The sequence below is a fragment of the Synechococcus sp. F70.1 genome, from assembly GCF_047502745.1.
Lineage (GTDB): Bacteria > Cyanobacteriota > Cyanobacteriia > Thermostichales > Thermostichaceae > Thermostichus.
Window position 1 is genome coordinate 36,406 of the sequence record NZ_JANSJL010000056.1, and the last position, 3,270, is coordinate 39,675.

Annotated in this window: 2 protein-coding genes; both read right to left on the reverse strand. The window is 58.5% G+C overall.

What is annotated here, in order from left to right:
- Window positions 1–150 precede the first annotated feature (150 nt).
- Window positions 151–1,473, reverse strand: coding sequence for a CmpA/NrtA family ABC transporter substrate-binding protein (locus tag NW860_RS05650; protein WP_414512943.1), 1,323 nt, complete (start codon window positions 1,471–1,473; stop codon window positions 151–153).
- A gap of 32 nt (window positions 1,474–1,505) precedes the next feature.
- Complete coding sequence (locus tag NW860_RS05655; protein ID WP_414512945.1) at window positions 1,506–3,059, reverse strand: ferredoxin--nitrite reductase; 1,554 nt, start codon at window positions 3,057–3,059, stop codon at window positions 1,506–1,508.
- Between the last annotated feature and the right edge of the window lie 211 nt (window positions 3,060–3,270).

Genomic DNA, 3,270 nt, shown 5'->3' on the forward strand with positions numbered 1-3,270 from the left:
GATTCGGGAAGTCTCATAGTCTACTAGGAGTGAGGTTGAAGTTAGCTTAGAGGGATCCCAAGAGAGAAGGGGTTCAACTTGAACACTCTAGGTAGAAGTTGGCGGATCCCTTCTCTCCTGGGCAGTTACCAACTCAGGCAAGTCAGCAAGTTAGGCCAGCTTCTTAATCGCCAACTTCTCCAGATAGGCGGCAGGATTTTCGGGATCGAACTTCACCCCATCGAAGAAGGTTTCCACGCCGCGGGAGGTGCTGGGGGGAATAGCAGCCTGCTGGCCAATGGCTTTGGCGGCCTCGCGCCAGAGATCTTCTCGGTTGACCTTATCCACCAAAGCTTTGGTATCGGTGTCAGCAGGCAGGTAACCCCAGCGGATGTTTTCCGTCAAGAACCAGAGATCGTGGCTCTTGAAGGGGTAGGAAGCACTATTTCGCCAGAACTTCATCAAATGGGGGCTGTTCTCAACAACCTTGCCGGTGCCGTAGTCGAAAGTGCCTTTGGCGCGGCCCAAGATATCCGCTACGGGAACCCCCAACCAGCGACGGTTGCCAATGATGCGGCACATTTCTTCTTTGTTTTCCATCTGATCGCACCAGATCTGGGCTTCTAGGATTGCTTTCAACAGGGCCAGGGTGGCTTTCGGGTGCGCATCCACCCAGTCGGCCCGCAGGGCAAAGGCCTTTTCCGGGTGGCCGTTCCACAGCTCGCCGGTGGTGAGGGCACTATACCCCGCTTTTTGGTTCACCAGCTGGGCATTCCAAGGCTCGCCCACACAGAAGGCTTCCATGGTTCTGGATTTCATATTGGCCACCATCTGCGGCGGCGGCACCACAATGAGGGAGACATCGCGGGTGGGATCGATCCCGCCTGCGGCCAGCCAGTAGCGCATCCACATGTCGTGGGTACCGCCGGGGAAGGTCATCGCGCATTTGGGCTCTTTGCCGGCTGCTCGCAACTCGGCAAACTTAGCTTTGAGGGGGGAACTATCCAAGCCAATTTTCAGATCCCGATATTCGTTGGAAATGCTGATGCCCTGACCGTCCAGATTGAGACGGGCCAAAATGTACATAGGCACCGGCTTGCCATCGGTAACTTTGCCGGTGGTGATGAGGTAGGGCATGGGGGTGAGGATGTGCGCCCCATCGATGCCGCCGGCGGCGGATCCCAGCACCAAGTTGTCGCGGGTGGTGCCCCAAGAGGCCTGCTTGACCACCTCCACGTCTTTCATGCCGTACTTGGCAAAAAACCCCTTCTCTTTGGCAATGATGAGGGGGGCAGCGTCGGTGAGGGCGATAAATCCCAGCCTGGCTCGCGTGGTTTCTGGGGTATCAGCTTGAGCTACCCAGTAGCCCTGCCCCAAGGATTGGGATTGGGCGCGGGGGATCCCAGCCGTAGCTGCTCCAGCCGCAAGGGCAGCTGCCCCAGCCAAAAACTGGCGACGGGAGATGGGAGAGGAAGTGTTGAATAGCTTAGACATCACAACCTCCAAAATTTCGAACGACGAACTGCCTAGTAGGTCATCAAGGGGGAAGCAGAGGTCTGAGCAGCCGAGAGATCACGACGCGGCCTGGCCCCGAAGTGCTCAATCAGCAGCTCCACCAAGACGGGCTTGAGGTCTTCGCAAGGGATCCCTTGGCGCACGCATTCGCCCAGCTTGGCGTCTTTGCCCACTTCTCCTCCCATGTAGATGTCCACTGCCTCCACCGGCTTGCCGTCCTTGCGAACGGTGGTGCCCATGAGGCCAATATCAGCCACCTGGGGCTGGCCGCAGGAGTTGGGACAGCCTGTCCAGTGGATGCGCACTGTTTGAGGAATCTCCAGCTCGGCCTCCAGCTCTTCCATCAAGGCCACGGCGCGGTTTTTGGTCTCGATGAGGGCAAAGTTGCAAAACTGGTTGCCCGTACAGGACACCAACCCCCGCTGCAAGGGTCCCGGGTTGGGGGAGAACTTTTTCAAGAGCGGCTCTTGGAGAAGCGGCCCCACCCGCGAGTCGGGCACATTGGGGATGAGCACGTTCTGCTCCACCGTTAGCCGCAGCTCTCCGGAGCCGTACACCTCCGCCAAGCGAGCCAGCTCCCTCATCTCCGGGACGTTGAGCCGCCCGACGGGCACGTGCAGGCCTACAAAGTTAAGGCCCAGTTGCTTTTGGGCGTGTACTCCCAGCAGATCCCGCTTGTGCCAGACCACCTCGTCTTTTTCCGCCGCTCTGGGCAGAGGGTGGCCAATCTGCTGCTCCACCGCCACCCGAAACTTCTCCAGGCCCCACTCGTCAATGAGCCACCTCAGCCGCGCCTTTTGCCGGTTGGCCCGCAGGCCGTGATCCCGATAGACCAGCAGCACCGCCTCACATAGAGGAACCACATCGCGGGGATCTACCCAAACGTCCAGCCCGATGGCCTCGGCACAGCGGCGGGCCGAAAAAAAGCCTCCCACCAAGACGTTGAAGCCCAGCTTGCCCTCTTTGAAAGCAGGCACAAAAGCCAGGTCATTGATCTCGGCATGCACCGAGTTGTCGCGACAACCGCAGATGGCGATGTTGAACTTGCGCGGCAGGTTGGAGAAAGAAGGGTTGCCCTCGCCGTTGTTGGTTACCATGTCCTGCACTTTGCGGGTGAGGCCACGCACGTCGATCAGCTCATCCGGGTCGATACCGGCCAGAGGGGATCCCGTGATGTTGCGCACGTTGTCCATGCCTGACTGGATGCTGGTCAGGCCCACCTCCTTGAGTTGCCGCAGAACCTGAGGCATGTCCTCAATGGGAATGCCCCGCAGTTGCAGGTTTTGCCGAGTGGTGATGTCGGCTACGCCATCTTGGCCGTAGGGGCGGAGGATCTCGGCCAACTTGCGCATTTGGCCGCTGGTCAGGATCCCATTGGGCAGGCGCAGCCGCAGCATGAACTTGCCAGGGGTGCGCTTGCGAAAGAAGATCCCCAGCCACTTGAGGCGGTGATCTCGGTCGTCTTCGGGGATGTTCTCCCAGCCCATTTGGGCAAAAGCTTCCAGCTCGTCCTTAACCGCCAGCCCATCCTTCTCGCTTTTAAGGCGTTCAAACTGGTTCGCCATGATCGCTGCCGTGGGATAACACCGCCTACCCTAGCGATGACGAACCATTGACTTTGGTATTTAGCGTTACATTTCTTAATGGGCTATGCGATTTCGGCATAGCTAAGTTGTGGTTTATGCATAGGAGAGGGGGATCCCCTTTCCCCTGCTAGGAAAAACAGCGTTTACTGCCCCTCTATCCCACCTTCAAAAGAACCCTAGCCAACTGCTC

Excerpts from the sequence above, each read along its gene's own strand:
- NW860_RS05655 (WP_414512945.1), bottom strand. The coding sequence starts at position 3,059 with ATGGCGAACCAGTTTGAACGCCTTAAAAGCGAGAAGGATGGGCTGGCG.
- NW860_RS05650 (WP_414512943.1), bottom strand. The coding sequence starts at position 1,473 with ATGTCTAAGCTATTCAACACTTCCTCTCCCATCTCCCGTCGCCAGTTT.